Below are 16,398 nucleotides of genomic sequence, written 5' to 3'. Positions count from 1 at the left end.
ACACCGACATCGACGAAGGGGGGCGAGCGCATCGCGTGGGGAACGTAGGCTGAGCCGGTGCGGCACAGTGATTTCCAGCGGTTGGCGGACGAGGTCTTCGGCCCGGCCTACGGGCGTGTCCTGGTGCGTGAGCAGGTCCTGCCGAAACTGGGGAACCGGACGGCCCAGGACGCCCTCACGGAGGGATTCGAACCGCGCGACGTGTGGCACGCGCTGTGCGACGCGCTCGACGTGCCCGAGCCGGAGCGCTGGGGAGGCGACGAGCACCGGCAGGCTCCGCCCCCGCGGTGAGGCATCCGCGGGGACGTTCCGCGTTCCGGTGTGTCGTCGTTGCATCGAACAGTTGTTCGTCTAGACTCTGACCACAGGCACGGATTTCGGAACTCTGTCGACAGGCAGGGGCCGGAGAAGGCGTTCGTGTCAGTGGGTCCGCGTACCGTCGCTCCTGACGTCCCGGGTACAGCCCGGAGGACCCATCCGGATCGGCGCACCGCGCCCCGAGATCAGAAGGTGGACACCATGCCAGCACCGGCAGACCGCGAGAAGGCCCTCGAGGCAGCTCTCGCCCAGATCGACCGCAGTTTCGGCAAGGGCTCGGTCATGCGCCTCGGGGACGAGACCCGCGCACCCGTCGAGGTGGTTCCCACCGGATCCATCGCGCTGGACGTCGCGCTCGGGATCGGTGGCCTGCCCCGCGGCCGTGTCGTCGAGGTGTACGGGCCGGAGTCGTCGGGTAAGACGACGATCGCGCTCCACGCCGTCGCCAACGCGCAGAGGGCCGGCGGGATCGCCGCCTTCGTCGATGCCGAGCACGCCCTGGACCCCGACTACGCGAAGAAGCTCGGCGTCGACACGGACGCACTCCTCGTCTCCCAGCCCGACACGGGCGAGCAGGCGCTGGAGATCGCGGACATGCTGATCCGTTCCGGTGCCCTGGACATCATCGTCATCGACTCCGTCGCGGCGCTGACCCCGAAGGCCGAGATCGAGGGCGAGATGGGGGACAGCCACGTCGGCCTCCAGGCCCGCCTCATGTCGCAGGCGCTGCGCAAGATCACGGGTGCCCTGAGCTCGTCGGGCACCACGGCGATCTTCATCAACCAGCTGCGCGAGAAGATCGGTGTGTTCTTCGGGAGCCCCGAGACGACCACCGGCGGTAAGGCGCTGAAGTTCTACGCCTCGGTCCGCATGGACATCCGCCGGATCGAGACCCTCAAGGAGGGCACGGAGCCGGTCGGCAACCGCACCCGCGTGAAGGTCGTCAAGAACAAGATGGCGCCTCCCTTCAAGCAGGCCGAGTTCGACATCCTCTACGGCGTCGGGATCTCCCGCGAGGGCGGGCTCATCGACATGGGCGTGGACCACGGGTTCGTGCGCAAGTCCGGCTCGTGGTTCACCTACGAGGGCGACCAGCTGGGCCAGGGCAAGGAGAACGCGCGCTCCTTCCTGCGTGACAACCCGGACCTCGCGGCCGAGCTGGAGAAGCGCATCAAGGAGAAGCTCGGTATCGGCCCACGGGTCGACGCACCCGCCGAGGGTGACGCCGCCGGCGACGCCGGTGGTGCGGGCGCGACGGGGACGGTCGCCGCGGCGTCGTCCTCGGGTCGCGCCACGGCCACCGCCAAGACGGGTGCGAAGGCGGCGGCCAAGGCCGGGACCAAGGCCGCCACCACCGCCACCAAGACGACGCGCGCCCGCGGCACCAAGGCCAAGGCGGCGGACGGCGCTGACGCCGCCGCTGAGGCCGCCGCTGCGAAGGCTCCGTTCTGACGGTGCAGTACCGTGGTCAGACGCCCGGTTCCGGCGCGGGGAAGCGTCGGATCCGGGCACCGCGGAAGTCGGTCGCGGAGCGTCTCGACGACGGCGAGCTCACCCATGAGGAAGCGTTCGACGCGGCGCGTGAGGCGTTGCTCCGGATCCTGACGGCCGCCCAGAAGTCGCGTCGCGAGCTGGAGCAGGCGCTCGCCCGCAAGGGATACCCGGAGTCGGTGGTGATGCCGCTCCTGGAGCGGTTCGACGAGGTCGGTCTCGTGGACGATGCCGCGTACGCCGGCACGATCGTGCGCACCCGGCACGGTGAGCGGGGCCTTGCCCGCCGGGCGATCTCCGCGGAGTTGCGACGCCGGGGAATCGACGAGGACACCGCTACCGAGGCGCTCGACCAGATCGACCCCGACGACGAGCGCGCCGCCGGCGCGCGCCTCGCCGAGAAACTGGTCACCAGGACCCGCGGTCTCGACCGAGACGTGCGCGTGCGCCGGGCGGTCGGCTCGCTGGCGCGCAAGGGGTATGCGCCCGGTCTGGCCTTCGAACTGGTGAGGGAAGCCCTGGCGGCCGACGGCGAGGACACGGGCGACCTGCCGTACGGGGACTGAACCTCCGCCGCACACCGGGTCACACGGCACGTGGCCGGCTCCTCGGCGGCTGATCGGACTGCCGATCACTCACCGGGGAACCGACCACGAGTGCTCTGCCCGGGATCGTCGGCCGGACAGCCTTGTCGGCTGTCGTCCTCAGGCCTTGCCGCCCCTGCCCGCGCCGCCTGCCGCCGGGCCCATCGGTGCCGCACCCGCGATGGCCGCCTCGCCGACAGCCGCGGCGGGCGCCAGCGGCGCTCGCCCACGGCTCGACAGGCGCCGCGAGAGCCGCTGGGCCAGCAACGTCAGCAACCAGTTGATGATGATGAAAAGCACCGCGGCGACGATGAGCGCCTGGAGGTTGTTGATGGGCGGCGCGTTGCCGAAGATCTGGGCCGATCGGAGCAGCTCCGAGTAGCCGATGATCTGGCCCAGCGCCGAGTCCTTGAGCACGACGACGAGCTGGGAGAGGAGCGCGGGCAGCATCGCGACGAGTGCCTGGGGCAGCTGGATGGAGCGGAGCGTCTGGCCCGGGGTGAGTCCCACGGCCAGCCCGGCCTCGCTCTGTCCGCTGGGCAGGTTCCGGACGCCGGAGCGGACCAGTTCGGCGATCACCGAGCCGTTGTACAGGACGAGCGCCACCACCACCGCCAGGAACAACCGGTCCTCGACCCCCGGGAACATCCGCGCGAGCAGCAGGTTGAGGAAGATCATCAGCAGCAGGACGGGCATGGCGCGGAAGAACTCCACGACCGCCCCGGACGCCCACCGCACCACGCGGTTGCGGGCGAGGCGCCCCATCCCGAGGATCACGCCGAAGATGACCGCTCCGACGGTCGCGAACAGGGCGGACCGGAGCGTGTTCTGCAGGCCCGGCCAGACGTAGTAGACCCAGAACTCGCTCCCGAACACCGGCCCCCAGAGGGTCCAGGACCACTGCCCCTTGAGGTGCAGCAGGTAGACGACCCAGCCGAGCACGGCGATCAGGAAGAGCGCCCCGAGAATGTTGAACACGAGCATCAGCGCGCGTGTCCGGGGCCCGGGTGCGTCGAAGAGGACGGAGGCGCTCATCGCTTCACCGCCAGTCGCTCGGAGAGCCAGGTGGTCAGCACCCCGACAGGGATGACGAGGAGGACCCAGCCGATGGCGAACACGCCGAAGATCTCCATCAGGTAGTTGGGGTTGAACTCGATCGCGACCTTCATCGTCGAGGCCGTCTCCGTGGTCACGCTGGCCGCGGCGGCCACGGTCGAGTTCTTCATGAGGGCGATGAGGACGCTGCCCAGCGGCGCGACCGCACCGCGGAAGGCCTGCGGGAGGATCACCAGCCGGGCGGAGTCCATGAACGGCAGCCCGATCGCGCGGGCGGCCTCCGCCTGTCCGAGCGGCACGGTGTTGACACCCGAGCGGATCGCCTCGCACACGAACGACGCGTGGTAGATGGCCAGGCCCAGGATGGCGAACCGGAAGTAGCTGGCGGTGAGGTCGCCCGCCAGCTGCAGCGCGAGCTGGAACACGAGCGCCAGGATCATGAACGTCATGATGATCGTCAGCGGCGTGTTCCGGAGGATGTTGACGTAGGCCGTGCCGACGAATCGCAGACTGGCGATCGGGGAGATCCGCATGATGGCCAGCAGCGTGCCCAGCGCGAGCGCGAGCAGTCCTGCCCAGAACGTCAGCTGGATGTTGACCCAGAACGCGGCGAGGACGTCGTACTCCTCGAGCACCGTCCAGAGGCCGGACAGATAGTCGCCCACTCCTTGCCTTTCGGTCGTGATGGGAGGTGTCACACGGCGGTCCGGGTGGCCGCGCAGGTCACCCGGACCGCCGTCCGACGAACGGAGGACTACAGGTCGATCAGGCGCAGGTGTCCGGCTCCGGCGGGTTCAGGTCCTCGTTCGCCGTGTACCCGGTGCCGTCGGTGTGCGTCGCGACGAGCTCGTCCCAGGTGCCGTCCTCGATCATCTCGGTGATCGCGGCGTTGATGTCCTCGCACAGGTCGGTGCTGCCCTGGGGCAGCCCGACACCGTAGTTCTCCTCCGAGAACGGGTTGCCGACCACCTTGAACACGGTCGGGTCCTCCTGCGCGGCGGCAAGGCCGGCGAGGATGATGTCGTCCGTGGTCACGGCGTCGACGGCGCCGGAGGCCAGGGCCGAGACACACTCGGAGTAGCCGGGACGCTCCACGAGCTCGACGCCCTCGGCGTACTCGTCCTTGATGCGCTCGGCCGAGGTGGATCCCGTGACCGAGCAGAGGTTCTTGCCCTCGAGGTCCTCCGGGCCCGCGATCGAGTCGTCGTCGGCGGCGACGAGGAGGTCCTGGCCGGCCACGAAGTACGGGCCCGCGAACTCGACGACCTCCTTGCGCTCGTCCGTGATCGAGTAGGTCGCGAAGATCATGTCCACGTCACCGTTCTGGAGCATGGTCTCGCGGTTCGCGGAGACGGCCTCCGTGAACTCGACCTGGTCCTCGCCGTATCCGAGCGCGTCGGCGACATACATCGCGACATCGACGTCGAAACCGACGTAGTCGGCGCCCTTCTGGAGGCCGAGGCCGGGCTGGTCGTACTTGATGCCGATGGTGATGGTCTCGCCGCCACCGTCGCCGCCGTCGCCACCGGTATCGCCGGGCTCGGCGGTGCCGCAGGCGGCCAGGGCGAGGGCGGATACGGCGGTCAGTGCCGCCGCGGTCATGTGCTTGCGCATGGGTTCCCTTTCGATGATGCGTACTGTCAACTGTGTCGGGAGATGGTGCGGTTCTGGATGCGGCCGGCGGTCAGCGACCGGTTCAGTGCGTCAGGATCTTCGAGAGGAAGTCCCGCGCCCGCTCGGTCCGCGCGTTCGTGAAGAACTCGTCCGGCTCGGCCTCCTCCACGATCTGGCCGTCCGCCATGAAGACCACGCGGTCGGCGGCCTTGCGGGCGAAGCCCATCTCGTGGGTGACGACGATCATCGTCATGCCCTCGCGGGCGAGCGCGACCATGACGTCGAGCACCTCGTTGACCATCTCGGGGTCGAGGGCCGACGTCGGCTCGTCGAAGAGCATCACCTTCGGCCGCATGGCGAGCGCCCGGGCGATCGCCACGCGCTGCTGCTGGCCGCCGGAGAGCTGTGCCGGCATCTTGTGCGCCTGCGACTCCACGCCGACCCGCTCCAGCAGCGCCATCGCCTCGGACTCGGCCTGCGCCTTGGGGACCCCGCGGACCTTGCGCGGCCCGAGAGTGACGTTGTCGAGGACGGTCTTGTGCGAGAAGAGGTTGAAGGACTGGAACACCATGCCGACGTCGGCTCGCAGGTGCGCCAGGGCCTTGCCCTCCTCGGGCAGGGGGATGCCGTCGACGGTGATCTCCCCGTCGTCGATGGTCTCCAGCCGGTTGATCGCGCGGCACAGCGTCGACTTTCCCGAGCCGGACGGGCCGATGACGACGACGACCTCACCGTGGTGCACGGTGAGCTCGATGTTCTGCAGCACGTGCAGCGCACCGAAGTGCTTGTTCACGGTGCGGAGCTCGACAAGGGGTTCGCCGGTCTCGCGGGGCGACGTGGGCGCGTCGTCGGTGGTCGCGGTGTCCATCCCATGAACCTAATCGATCGTGTGTTTCGTCGCCGGGACGTCGGAGTCACGAGGACACAACAGTTCGGTAACAGATGTCCGATTATGGGCCCTTGGGCTGGCGGTCCTGGGTCCTGGGCCCCCGGCGATCGAGGATCGTAGAATTGGCGCGATGTCCACGCCCACGCTTCCCGCCTCCCCCGACACGACGGCCGCCGAGCCCGCCGACGCCACCGCGCCCGGCGTCGGCCCCGAGCCGCGCACCTACCTCGTACGCACCCTCGGCTGTCAGATGAACGTGCACGACTCCGAGCACATGGCCGGCATGCTCGAGCAGGCCGGCTACACGCGCGCGTCGGGCGAGGACGAGGCGAACGGCCAGGCCGACGTCGTGGTCATCAACACGTGCGCGGTCCGCGAGAACGCGGCCACGCGGCTGTACGGGAACCTGGGCCAGCTCGCGGGCATCAAGTCGCGGCGCCCCGGGATGCAGATCGCCGTGGGCGGCTGCCTGGCGCAGAAGGACCGCGGCACGATCGTGGAGAAGGCCCCGTGGGTGGACGTGGTCTTCGGCACGCACAACCTCGACGCCCTGCCGGTGCTCCTGGAGCGCGCCCGCCACAACGAGGAGGCGGAGGTGGAGATCGCGGAATCGCTGCAGGTCTTCCCCTCCACCCTGCCGACACGCCGCGAGTCCGTCTACGCGGGCTGGGTGTCGATCTCGGTGGGCTGCAACAACACGTGCACGTTCTGCATCGTCCCGCACCTGCGCGGCAAGGAGCGCGACCGCCGTCCGGGCGAGATCCTCGCCGAGGTCGAGGCGCTGGTGGCCGCCGGCGCGGTCGAGGTGACGCTGCTCGGGCAGAACGTGAACTCCTACGGCGTCGAGTTCGGGGACCGCGGGGCGTTCGCGAAGCTGTTGCGCGCCTGCGGCCGCATCGAAGGACTGGAGCGGGTGCGGTTCACGTCCCCGCACCCGGCGGCCTTCACGGACGACGTCATCGAGGCCATGGCCGCCACGCCGAACGTCATGCCGCAGCTGCACATGCCGCTGCAGTCCGGGTCGGACCGCGTCCTGCGGGCCATGCGCCGGTCCTACCGGTCCGCGAAGTTCCTCGGGATCCTGGACCGTGTGCGCGCCGCCATTCCGGACGCCGCGATCACCACGGACATCATCGTCGGCTTCCCGGGCGAGACCGAGGAGGACTTCGCCGAGACACTGCGCGTCGTGGAGGAGTCGCGGTTCAGCTCGGCGTTCATGTTCCAGTACTCGCAGCGTCCCGGGACCCCGGCGGCGACGATGGAGGGCCAGCTCCCCAAGGAAGTGGTCCAGGAGCGGTTCGAGCGGCTGCTCGCGCTGCAGGAGCGGATCTCGGCCGAGGAGTCCCGGGCACAGGTCGGTCGCACGCTCGAGGTGCTGGTCGCCGAGGGCTCGGGCAGGAAGGACGGCGCCACGCACCGCCTCAGCGGCCGCGCCCGGGACAACCGGCTCGTGCACTTCGCGCTGCCCGGCGGGGCGGGGGCCGACGCCGATCCGGGTGCCCCCGGCACCCCGGCGAACCTCCCGTCCGAGCCGGCCGGCCTGGACGACCCCCGGCTGGCCGACGCCGCGGACCTCGATCCGGACCTCCCGCGCCCGGGCGACATGGTGACGGTCACCGTCACGCACGCGGCGCCGCACCACCTCATCGCGGACTCCGCGACGGACGGCCGGGCCGCGGGCTTCGCCGTGCGCCGTACCCGCTCGGGAGACGCGTGGGCCGCGCGCGAGAAGGCCCGCCTCGGTGGCGGGGACGACCACCACGGTCATGGCACCCCGGCACCGGACGGCCCCGTCGTCCTCGGCATGCCGACCCTCGGCCCGCGCTGACCGCACGGCGCTGACCGCTCACGCCCCTGGCCGCTCACGCCATGGCGTGTTCGTCGCCGCGCTCCGTGCGGGCGGCCCGGCCGGGCCGCCCGGTCACCGTGCGTCGTCGCTGATCTCCGGCGGGGTCAGGGCCGCGACGGACGCGAAGAACTGGGCCGCGGTCACCAGCCCGCACGACACCGTCTGCGCCAGCTGGTCGTCGGTGGCGCCGTGCTCGAAGTCCACGGACACCTCGGAGTACAACGTCAGACCGTGCGCCTCGGGCCGCGCGTACACCTTGGGCCAGATCCGCTCGCGGTTCCAGTCGTTCGTGGCCTGGAGCACGCCCAGGCGCGACGACGCCGAGAGATTCCCGGCCCACCGCCCACGGATCTGCAGGATCTCGTCGTGTTCGCCGAGCAGCAGGAACCAGAACCGGTTGCCGTCCCACGTGCCGGTGACGTCGCCGTCGTGGTCGATGCGGAACTTGTAGCCGCGCCGGCTGAGGTCGTCGGCGATGCGCTGGGTCGTCAGCGGACGCGGCAACTCGATGTCGACGTTGTCGTCGGCCCTGTCGTGCGCGGCCGACTGCTCGTCGCCGGTGCGCGGGTTGAACAGGCGTGCGAACCAGCCGGATGCCGTCCGCCGGGGGCTCAGGCGATGGTTGTCGGGTCTCACGGTGCCGACCTCAGCGGGTCCGGGTACACCTCGTCGAGATGCTCGAAGAACATCGACCCCGTCGTGAGCCCGCACTGCAGCAGCTGGTCGAGCTGCTCGTCGGACACGCCGTGCTCCAGGTCCACCGTGACCTCCGCGTAGACCAGCACTGCCCCGTTGTCGCGTACGCAGACGTACGCCTTGGGCCAGATCCACTCGGCGTTCCAGTCGTTGCAGACCTCGAGGATCTCCTCGAGGCGCTCGATGGTCAGGTCGCGGTGCCACTGCCCGCGCACCTGGAGCACCTCGGATCCTTCGCCGACGACCAGGAAGTGGAACAGCCAGCCGTGCCACATCCCGCCGATGTCGCCCTCGGAGTCGACGAAGTAGCTGAAGTCGCTCTCCCCGAGCCAGTGCGTGACCCGGTCCCGGCTGAGCGGGGCGGGAACACGCGCCGGATCGTCGAGCGCGTCGGTCAGCTCACGTAGCAGAACGCCTTCCACCTGGGACCGCAGCTCGTCGTCGGAGAGCTCCGGGGACCCGGTGCGGGGCGTGCGGCGACCGGTCGGGTCACCTTCTTCCGCCGCCTCGCGGCGGCGTGGTCCGAAGAACCTCACCGAACCACAGTACCCGCGACGGGCGGCCTTCACCCAAGGATTCGAGAAAGTCTTCTCATGGAAGCGTCTCGACCAGGCGTTCGACTACCGTGAACCAGGTGTTCACTCGAGCCGTGATCCTGCCCGCGACGGCCCTGCTCGTACCGGGGGCCGCCGGCGTCGCGGACCCGCTGGCACCGGTACGGCTCGCCGCCTGCGCGGCGCTCGCGAGCCTGGCGGAGGCGGGGCCGCCCCTGGTGCTCGCGCACGGCTCCGGCCCGGCCCGGGGGCCCGAGGCGTTCCGGCCCTCGCTCGCGGCCGCCGGCATCGCCGACGTCATGCTGCCCGGCGACGTGCCGGCCCCCTGGGCGGCGCACCGCGCCAGGACGCCTGCCGGGACCGCCGCCTCGGTGGCGTTGCTCTGCCTCGGCATGGCCCTGGGGGAGCCGGCGGCGGACGTCCTCGCCCTGGAGGTACCGGCCGAGCCGCGCCGGCCCGGCACGGACGCCCCCCGCTCCGGCACCCCCGGCGTCGTCCCCGACGATCCGGCACCGCGGGCGGGTGCGGCCGTGGCCGCCCATCTCGCGGCCGGCGGCACCCTCGTCGTCACGTCCGGGGGAGCGCCCGGCCCCGCGGCGGCGGCCCCGCGTGGCCCGGACGGGCTCGCCCCGGGCGTCGCGGCCGTCCTGGCGGCTGCCGGGGCGGACTCGTGGACCCGCGAGACCCGGACGTTCCCGCAGCACCACGATCACCTCCCCCCGGAGTACCGGCTGACGACCTGCACGGTCGGCTGACGGCAGCGTGCGGCCGCCGATAGAGTCGCGGACGTGATCGTCGTCGCCGTCGTGGGGCCCACCGCAACCGGGAAGTCGGACCTGGCGCTGGATCTCGCCGCGGCGCTCGGCCCCGGCGGTCCGGCCGCCGGGGGACCGGTCCGCGGCCGGGCACCCGCCGAGATCGTCAACGCCGACGCCTACCAGCTCTATCGCGGCATGGACATCGGGACCGCGAAGGTTCCCCGGGACGAACGACGCGGCATCGCGCACCACGAGCTCGACGTGCTCGACCCGCACGAGGACTCCTCCGTGGCGCGCTACCAGAGCGCCGCCCGCGCCGACCTCGACGCGATCGGGGAACGCGGCGCCCGGGCCGTCGTCGTCGGCGGCAGCGGCCTGTACGTGCGCGCCCTGCTCGACGAGATGAACTTCCCCGGCACCGATCCCGCTATCCGGTCCGGGCTCGAGGACCGCGCCGAGCGCGAGGGACGCCGCGCCCTGCATGCCGAGCTCGCACGGCGGGATCCCGCCGCGGCCGAGGCGATCGGGCCCGCGAACACCCGCCGGATCGTGCGGGCGCTGGAGGTCATCGAGATCACCGGCGCGCCGTACACGGCAAACCTGCCCCGCCAGCAATACGTCCGGCCCGCGGTGCAGATCGGCCTCGACTGCGACCGCGCGACCCTGGACGCGCGCGTCGAGGCGCGGGTCGCGCACATGTGGGACGCCGGCCTGGTCGACGAGGTGCGGCGCCTCGCGTCGCCCGAGCAGGGCGGCACGGGGCCCGGACTGGGCACGACGGCGGCCCGCGCCGTCGGGTACGCCGAGATCCTCGCGTGGTTCCGCGGCGAGCTCGGCGAGGACGACGCCCGCACCGCCATCACGGCGAACACGCGCCGGCTCGCCCGCAAGCAGATGGGCTGGTTCGGCCGGGACCCGCGCGTGCACTGGCTGGACGCCGGATCGCCCACCCTGCTCGACGACGCGCTCGCCGTGGTGGCCGCCGCCGACGCCGGCTCCCTGCCCCGTCCCGGGGAAGGCCCCGTTCGCCGTACCCTTGGCGCATGAAGATCGAGTTCACCAAGGGACACGGCACGCACAACGACTTCGTCCTCGTCGCCGACCCGAAGGACGAGCTCGACCTGGACGGCGACCTCGTGCGGCGCCTGACGAGCCGTCGCGGCGGTGTCGGGGCCGACGGCGTCATCCGGCTCACCTCCACCGCCTCGATCGCCGGCGCCGGCGACGCGATCGGCGACGAGATCCTCGCGGAGGACCCCGCCGCGATCTGGTTCATGGACTACCGGAACGCCGACGGCTCGATCGCCGAGATGTGCGGCAACGGTGTCCGCGTCTTCGCCGCCTTCGCCGAGAAGCTCGGCTACGTCTCGTTCGCCGCCGACGGCGGACGCGGGCAGGACGCCTCCCGTGACGGCTTCGCGCTGGGCACCCGCGCCGGGGTGAAGCGGGTACGCAAGGAACCGAACGGCTGGTACGCCGTGGACATGGGCCCCTGGTTCCTGCCCGGCGGCGACGAGGCCCGCACGGCCGGATACGACGCCGGGGTCGTGGTGCGCGGCTGGACCACTCCCCGCCCCGGACTCTCGGTGGACCTCGGCAACCCGCACACCGTCGTCGCGCTGCCCAGCGCCGACGAGCTGGAGCGCCTCGACCTGACGGACGCGCCCGAGGTGGTGCCCACGCCGCCGCACGGCACGAACGTCGAACTGGTCGTGCCGCTCGGCGACGAGCGCGCGCCCGGCGGCGAGCCCGCCGGCCGCATCTGTATGCGCGTGCACGAGCGCGGCGTGGGCGAGACGCAGTCCTGCGGTACCGGTGCCTGCGCCGCGGCGCTCGCGGTGCGTGCCTGGCAGGGGAACGCGGCGCCCGACACCTGGTTCGTCGAGGTCCCCGGCGGTGAGGTGCGGGTGCGGGCGCTGAGCGACGGCCACGTCGAGCTCGCGGGGCCCGCCGAACTCGTGTTCACGGGGTCGCTGGAGGTCTGACGCCGGACGGGCGGTCCGGCCGTCCCGTCGGAACGGGCCCTCCTGCGGTTCAGGCGGGCGCCGAGACCCGCAGGATCCGGAATCCCTTCGACGACGCCTCCCGGCCGACCGGCAGGGCCAGCTCGTCCGAGATCCAGCGCGCGAGCGAGTCCGCGCCGAGATTCTTCTGCACCACGAGCCAGGCTTCCGCATCCGGTGCCAGGCGGGGCAGCCACCGGCCGAGCATCTCGTGCAGCACCGCCTTGCCGACCCGGATCGGGGGGTTGGACCACACGGCGGAGAACCGGACGTCGTCGGGCACCTCGTCGGGCGTGACCGCGCGGACGTTGTCCAGGCCGAGGCGTGCGGCGTTGCGGCGCACCAGGTCCAGGGCCCGTTCGTTCACGTCCACCGCCCAGACACGAGCCTCCGGGCACTGCGACGCCATCGTCAGGCTCAGCGGGCCCCAGCCGCACCCGAGATCCAGCAGATCGCCGACCGGCGGCACCGGGACCTCCGCCAGCAGCACCCGCGTCCCCTTGTCGATGCCGCCCGGCGAGAACACGCCGGCCGCCACGTCGACCTCGACCTCCCGCCCGGCGATCCGGACCGCGATGGAGCGCAGGTCGCCGGCCGAGGCCGGCCGCGCGCTGAAGTAGTGGTCGTGAGATCCGGCGTCGTCCTGGGGCACGCGTCGATCCTAGGAGACCGCCCGGCAGATATTGCCCTGGAACCGGGACGAGAACCCGTGGGATCCTTGTTGCAGAAGACGTACCCCGGAGGAAGGCACTACATGACCCACGTCCCGACCGAACCCGAAGCCCCGGCCACCGAGCCGGCCGACCCGCGAGGCGCCCAGGCGATCGCGAACGACGTCGTGGCGCGGGTGCTCGCTCGGGCGGGGACCGCGCGCTCCGACGGAGAAACCGTCCACGCCGCGCACGACGGCGACCAGCTCGACCTGGAGGAGCGCAGCGCGCTGCGCCGCGTCGCCGGGCTCTCCACGGAGCTCGACGACGTCACCGAGGTCGAGTACCGGCAGCTGCGACTGGAGAAGGTCGTCCTCGTCGGCCTCTACGCCGGCGGCGAGGCCGCGTCGCGCGAGGCCGAGGTCTCGATGCGCGAACTCGCCGCCCTCGCCGAGACCGCGGGGTCCGAAGTCCTCGACGGCCTGCTGCAACGCCGCCAGAAGCCCGACCCCGGCACCTACCTCGGATCCGGCAAGGCCGCCGAGCTGGCCGGCGTCGTCCGCGACGTCGGCGCCGACACCGTGGTGGTCGACGGCGAACTCGCCCCCTCCCAGCGCCGCGCGCTGGAGGACGTCATCAAGGTCAAGGTCGTCGACCGCACGGCGCTCATCCTCGACATCTTCGCCCAGCACGCCAAGTCCAAGGAGGGCAAGGCCCAGGTCGAACTCGCCCAGCTCGAATACCTCCTGCCGCGCCTGCGCGGCTGGGGTGAGTCGATGTCCCGGCAGGCCGGTGGACAGGTGGGCGGCGCCGGGGCGGGCATGGGCTCCCGCGGCCCCGGTGAGACCAAGATCGAGCTGGACCGCCGCCGCATCCGCAACCGCATGGCCAAGCTCCGCCGCGAGATCGCCGCGATGAAACCCGCCCGCGAGACGAAGCGACTCAGCCGCAAGCGGCACGCCATCCCCGCCGTGACCATCGCCGGCTACACCAACGCCGGCAAGTCGTCCCTGCTCAACGCCCTCACCGGCACCGGCGTCCTCGTGGAGAACGCACTGTTCGCCACCCTCGACCCGACCGTGCGGCGCTCGCGGACGGAGGACGGCCGGGTGTACACGCTGGCCGACACCGTCGGCTTCGTGCGCCACCTGCCGCACCAGCTCGTCGAGGCGTTCCGCTCCACCCTGGAGGAGGTGGGCGACGCCGACCTGCTGCTGCACGTCGTGGACGCCTCCCACCCCGACCCGGAAGGGCAGATCGCCGCCGTCCGCGAGGTGCTCGCCGAGATCCCCGGGATCGACGACGTGCACGAGATCGTGGTGCTGAACAAGGCAGACGTCGCCGACCCGGAGGTCGTGGGACGGATCCAGCGCCGCGAACGGAACACGGCAGTGGTCAGCGCCCACTCCGGCGAAGGGATCGCCGAGCTCCGGGCACGGATCGCCGCCGAGCTGCCCCGCCCCGGCGTGGAGATCGACGTCGTGATCCCGTACTCGCGCGGGGACCTCGTGCACCGCGTGCACGAGCACGGCGACATCGACCACACCGAGCACGTGGCCACGGGCACGCTGGTGCGCGGCCGCGTCGACGAGCAGCTGGCCGCCGAGCTGAGCCGGGCGGCGCTTGCGGCGTCCTGACGTTCGGAGCGGTCCTGAGCCGCGGAACCGGTCCCCGGCCGCCGGATGCGCAGCGGGCGACGGCGCGCGCAGGCGACGCAGGAGCAGAGCACGACGGAGTCCGGCGGCTCGGGAGAACACTGTCAGTGCCTGGCCGTACGATCGATGCCGTGACCATCCCCGCTGACGCGCCCGCCACCAGTACCGACGTTCCCGAGGTCGATGACCTGCTCGACCTCGCGGTAGGCGCGCTCGGCGGCGGTCGGCGCGAGGGGCAGCACGACATGGCCCGGGCGGTGACGGAGGCGATCGAGTCCGGCGAGCACCTGCTCGTGCAGGCCGGGACCGGTACGGGAAAGTCGCTCGGCTACCTGGTGCCGGCGGTGCGGCACGCGGTGTCGGCGGGGGAGCGCGTCGTCGTCTCCACCGCCACCCTGGCCCTGCAGCGGCAGGTGATCACCCGCGACCTGCCCCTCGTCGCCGAGGCCGTCGCCCCGCGGCTGTCGCGGGAGCCGCGGATCGCGCTGCTCAAGGGCTGGCACAACTACCTGTGCAAGCACAAGGTCGGCGGGGGCTATCCCGGTGACGACACGACGCTGTTCGACCTGTCGGGCGCGGAGGACCACGCCGCCCCGGAGCCGCCGAGCACGCGGGGCGGCAGCGGGGGCGGGCGGGGGCGCCGCGGCCGTGACGACACCGCCTCGCTCGCCGATCATGTCCGCCGGTTGCACGCCTGGGCCGGGGAGACGGACAGCGGCGACCGCGACGACCTGGTGCCGGGCGTGCCGGACAAGGCGTGGCGGCAGGTGTCGGTGACCGCGCTGGAGTGCCTGGGCGGCAAGTGCCCGATGCTCGCGGAGTGCTTCCCCGACCAGGCCCGGGCCGCGGCCCGCGAGGCCGACGTCGTCGTGACGAATCACGCCATGCTCGGCATCGCGGCCTCCGGGAACTCGAACGTGCTGCCGGAGCACGACGTCGTCGTGGTCGACGAGGCGCACGAGCTGGTCGACCGGGTGACGGCGTCGGCCACGGTGGAGCTCTCGGCGGCGTCGGTGGACCATGCCGCCCGCCTGGCCCGGCGGCACGGCGGCGCGGACACCACCGCGCTCGAGGACGCGGGCACCGCGCTGGGCACCGTCCTGGTCACCGCGCCCGGTGACCGCTTCCCGCGCGGCCTGGCCGGAGAGTTGCGCGACGCGGTGGGCGTCGTGCGCGACGCGGCGCGGGCCGTGCTCAGCGAGCTGAAGCCGGAGAAGCAGGACAGGGGGCCGGGCGCGTCGGGGAACGACGCCGATCCGGGGCTCAAGCTCGCTCAGGGAGCGGTGCTGCAGCTCTTCGAGGTGGCCGAGCGGATGGCGGCGGAGGACACGACCGCGGACGTGCTCTGGCTGACCCGGCCGGACTCCGGCTGGGGCGGGTTCGGGGAGTCGGTCTCGCGGCTCCATGCCGCCCCCCTGCATGTCGCGGGCTTGATCCGGACGAACCTGCTGGGGACGGCGACCGGGGTGCTCACCTCGGCGACCCTGGCGCTGGGCGGCACGTTCGACGCGATCGCGAGCACTTTCGGGCTGGGCCGTCAGGGCGCCGCGGCAGGCGGTGCCGGGTCGGACGACGACGCCGAGGCCGCCGCGTGGAAGGGGATCGACGTCGGCAGCCCGTTCGACTACGGCAAGCAGGGCATCTGCTACATCGCCCGGCATCTGCCCGCGCCGGGCCGGGAGCCGACCACGGACGCGCAGCTCGACGAGATCGCTGAGCTCGTCACCGCCGCGGGTGGTCGCACGCTGGGCCTGTTCTCGTCCCGCCGGGCGGCGACGGCCGCGGCGGAGGCGATGCGGGAGCGGCTCGACGTCCCGATCCTCGCGCAGGGTGACGACCAGCTCCCCACCCTCGTGCGGGAGTTCGCCGAGGATCCGGCCACCTGTCTGTTCGGCACCCTGTCCCTGTGGCAGGGGGTGGACGTGCCCGGTCCGTCGTGTCAGCTGGTCCTCATCGACCGGATCCCGTTTCCCCGGCCGGACGATCCGGTCAAGGCGGCACGCGCCCGGGCGATCGAGCAGGCCGGCGGGAACGGGTTCATGGCGGTGTCGGCGGCGCATGCCGCGCTGCTGCTCGCCCAGGGCGCCGGGCGCCTGATCCGCGGGACGGGGGACCGCGGCGTGGTCGCCGTGCTCGACCCGCGCCTGGCGACCGCCCGGTACGCGTCCTTTCTGGTGCGGTCGATGCCCGCCTTCTGGCCGACCACCGACCGAGGGCTGGTCCGCGCAGCGCTGGCCAGGCTCGACACGTAGATTTCCGTGCGGTGTCGCACCCTTCACCG

Annotated in this window: 16 protein-coding genes; 9 read left to right on the top strand and 7 right to left on the bottom strand. The window is 72.2% G+C overall.

Annotation, left to right across the window (positions count from 1 at the left end):
- The first annotated feature begins 57 nt into the window (after window positions 1–57).
- The 3 genes from EDD34_RS13610 to EDD34_RS13600 all read left to right on the top strand — a co-directional run bounded on the left by EDD34_RS13610 (window position 58) and on the right by EDD34_RS13600 (window position 2,375).
- The gene (locus EDD34_RS13610) at window positions 58–291 is read left to right on the top strand and encodes a DUF3046 domain-containing protein (RefSeq protein ID WP_123815057.1); all 234 of its coding nucleotides are present in this window, start codon (window positions 58–60) and stop codon (window positions 289–291) included.
- Window positions 292–519: 228 nt separating this feature from the next.
- Window positions 520–1,770: a recombinase RecA gene (gene recA, locus EDD34_RS13605; RefSeq protein WP_123815056.1), complete on the top strand. Its 1,251-nt coding sequence runs from the start codon at window positions 520–522 to the stop codon at window positions 1,768–1,770.
- Window positions 1,771–1,772: 2 nt separating this feature from the next.
- Entirely contained in the window at window positions 1,773–2,375 is a 603-nt protein-coding gene (locus tag EDD34_RS13600) for a regulatory protein RecX (RefSeq protein ID WP_246012410.1), read from the top strand.
- A gap of 138 nt (window positions 2,376–2,513) precedes the next feature.
- On the opposite strand, the gene EDD34_RS13595 is transcribed toward EDD34_RS13600, so the two are convergent.
- The 4 genes from EDD34_RS13595 to EDD34_RS13580 all read right to left on the bottom strand — a co-directional run bounded on the left by EDD34_RS13595 (window position 2,514) and on the right by EDD34_RS13580 (window position 5,931).
- The gene (locus EDD34_RS13595) at window positions 2,514–3,428 is read right to left on the bottom strand and encodes an amino acid ABC transporter permease (RefSeq protein WP_123815054.1); all 915 of its coding nucleotides are present in this window, start codon (window positions 3,426–3,428) and stop codon (window positions 2,514–2,516) included.
- The gene (locus EDD34_RS13590) at window positions 3,425–4,114 is read right to left on the bottom strand and encodes an ABC transporter permease subunit (protein ID WP_123816530.1); all 690 of its coding nucleotides are present in this window, start codon (window positions 4,112–4,114) and stop codon (window positions 3,425–3,427) included. The genes EDD34_RS13595 and EDD34_RS13590 overlap by 4 nt, the downstream gene beginning before the upstream one ends.
- 100 nt (window positions 4,115–4,214) lie before the next feature.
- Window positions 4,215–5,063: a glutamate ABC transporter substrate-binding protein gene (locus tag EDD34_RS13585; RefSeq protein ID WP_123815053.1), complete on the bottom strand. Its 849-nt coding sequence runs from the start codon at window positions 5,061–5,063 to the stop codon at window positions 4,215–4,217.
- 82 nt (window positions 5,064–5,145) lie between these two features.
- Entirely contained in the window at window positions 5,146–5,931 is a 786-nt protein-coding gene (locus EDD34_RS13580; protein ID WP_123815052.1) for an amino acid ABC transporter ATP-binding protein, read from the bottom strand.
- A gap of 151 nt (window positions 5,932–6,082) precedes the next feature.
- Here EDD34_RS13580 and miaB point away from each other — a divergent pair, with 151 nt between their 5' ends.
- Complete coding sequence (gene miaB / locus EDD34_RS13575) at window positions 6,083–7,780, top strand: tRNA (N6-isopentenyl adenosine(37)-C2)-methylthiotransferase MiaB (RefSeq protein ID WP_123815051.1); 1,698 nt, start codon at window positions 6,083–6,085, stop codon at window positions 7,778–7,780.
- 93 nt (window positions 7,781–7,873) lie between these two features.
- On the opposite strand, the gene EDD34_RS13570 is transcribed toward miaB, so the two are convergent.
- Window positions 7,874–8,437: a type III secretion system chaperone family protein gene (locus tag EDD34_RS13570; protein WP_246012409.1), complete on the bottom strand. Its 564-nt coding sequence runs from the start codon at window positions 8,435–8,437 to the stop codon at window positions 7,874–7,876.
- Window positions 8,434–9,033, bottom strand: coding sequence for a type III secretion system chaperone family protein (locus EDD34_RS13565; protein ID WP_246012407.1), 600 nt, complete (start codon window positions 9,031–9,033; stop codon window positions 8,434–8,436). Before EDD34_RS13565 ends, EDD34_RS13570 begins: the two co-directional genes overlap by 4 nt.
- 98 nt (window positions 9,034–9,131) lie before the next feature.
- Here EDD34_RS13565 and EDD34_RS13560 point away from each other — a divergent pair, with 98 nt between their 5' ends.
- From EDD34_RS13560 to dapF, 3 genes are read left to right on the top strand one after another with little or no spacing between them, the layout of a single operon-like run.
- Entirely contained in the window at window positions 9,132–9,806 is a 675-nt protein-coding gene (locus EDD34_RS13560) for a hypothetical protein (RefSeq protein ID WP_123815050.1), read from the top strand.
- Between the two features lie 33 nt (window positions 9,807–9,839).
- Window positions 9,840–10,856: a tRNA (adenosine(37)-N6)-dimethylallyltransferase MiaA gene (gene miaA, locus EDD34_RS13555; protein WP_123815049.1), complete on the top strand. Its 1,017-nt coding sequence runs from the start codon at window positions 9,840–9,842 to the stop codon at window positions 10,854–10,856.
- Window positions 10,853–11,794, top strand: a complete 942-nt coding sequence (dapF, locus tag EDD34_RS13550) for a diaminopimelate epimerase (protein WP_123815048.1) — start codon at window positions 10,853–10,855, stop codon at window positions 11,792–11,794. The genes miaA and dapF overlap by 4 nt, the downstream gene beginning before the upstream one ends.
- Window positions 11,795–11,843: 49 nt before the next feature.
- Here the strand turns inward: dapF and EDD34_RS13545 are convergent, their stop codons facing one another.
- On the bottom strand, window positions 11,844–12,464 hold the full coding sequence (locus EDD34_RS13545; RefSeq protein ID WP_123815047.1) for a class I SAM-dependent methyltransferase: 621 nt from the start codon (window positions 12,462–12,464) through the stop codon (window positions 11,844–11,846).
- Between the two features lie 102 nt (window positions 12,465–12,566).
- Here EDD34_RS13545 and hflX point away from each other — a divergent pair, with 102 nt between their 5' ends.
- Together hflX and EDD34_RS13535 are read left to right on the top strand one after the other, a co-directional pair.
- Window positions 12,567–14,099, top strand: coding sequence for a GTPase HflX (hflX, locus tag EDD34_RS13540; protein ID WP_123815046.1), 1,533 nt, complete (start codon window positions 12,567–12,569; stop codon window positions 14,097–14,099).
- Between the two features lie 149 nt (window positions 14,100–14,248).
- Window positions 14,249–16,369 carry an ATP-dependent DNA helicase gene (locus EDD34_RS13535; RefSeq protein ID WP_246012405.1) on the top strand — a complete coding sequence of 707 codons (2,121 nt, stop codon included), beginning with the start codon at window positions 14,249–14,251 and terminating at the stop codon, window positions 16,367–16,369.
- Window positions 16,370–16,398: the final 29 nt, after the last annotated feature.

Source organism: Myceligenerans xiligouense (assembly GCF_003814695.1).
Classification (GTDB): domain Bacteria; phylum Actinomycetota; class Actinomycetes; order Actinomycetales; family Cellulomonadaceae; genus Myceligenerans; species Myceligenerans xiligouense.
Note: the sequence above shows the minus strand (reverse complement) of the source record. Positions and strands in the feature narration are given on the sequence as shown.

Bases quoted from the DNA above. Each gene is read 5' to 3' on its own strand.
- EDD34_RS13595 (WP_123815054.1), bottom strand. From the start codon at position 3,428: ATGAGCGCCTCCGTCCTCTTCGACGCACCCGGGCCCCGGACACGCGCG.
- miaB (WP_123815051.1), top strand. From the start codon at position 6,083: ATGTCCACGCCCACGCTTCCCGCCTCCCCCGACACGACGGCCGCCGAG.
- EDD34_RS13580 (WP_123815052.1), bottom strand. From the start codon at position 5,931: ATGGACACCGCGACCACCGACGACGCGCCCACGTCGCCCCGCGAGACC.
- recA (WP_123815056.1), top strand. From the start codon at position 520: ATGCCAGCACCGGCAGACCGCGAGAAGGCCCTCGAGGCAGCTCTCGCC.
- dapF (WP_123815048.1), top strand. From the start codon at position 10,853: ATGAAGATCGAGTTCACCAAGGGACACGGCACGCACAACGACTTCGTC.
- EDD34_RS13585 (WP_123815053.1), bottom strand. From the start codon at position 5,063: ATGCGCAAGCACATGACCGCGGCGGCACTGACCGCCGTATCCGCCCTC.
- hflX (WP_123815046.1), top strand. From the start codon at position 12,567: ATGACCCACGTCCCGACCGAACCCGAAGCCCCGGCCACCGAGCCGGCC.